This is a genomic window from Belnapia sp. AC561 (genome assembly GCF_979252845.1).
Map to the genome: position 1 here is coordinate 1 of NZ_CEEDBP010000136.1, position 333 is coordinate 333.

General features: G+C 66.4%; 1 protein-coding gene. It reads left to right on the top strand.

Annotated elements, in window-relative coordinates:
- Positions 1-333: Na+/H+ antiporter NhaA (locus AC0IW9_RS30465; protein ID WP_471652051.1), on the top strand; the 333-nt coding region annotated here is incomplete at both ends.

The window sequence follows — 333 nt, forward strand, 5'->3', positions numbered from 1 at the left end:
CCCTGAGTCCGTATGTGCTGGTGGGCCTGATTTTGTGGGTGTGCGTGCTCAAGAGCGGCGTGCATGCGACGTTAGCTGGCGTCGCCCTGGCCTTCACCATTCCGCTGCGCACCCGCGATGGCGTGCCCTCCCCGGCTCGGGCGCTGGAGCATGGGTTGCATCCGTGGGTGGTGTTCGGCGTGTTGCCGCTGTTCGCCTTCGCCAATGCCGGCGTGCCGCTAGCGGGCGTGGGGCGTGATAGTTTTCTGCACCCGGTGCCGTTGGGCATCGCCAGCGGCTTGTTGCTAGGCAAAACCGTGGGCGTGTTTGGCATGGCCTGGCTGGCGATTGCCG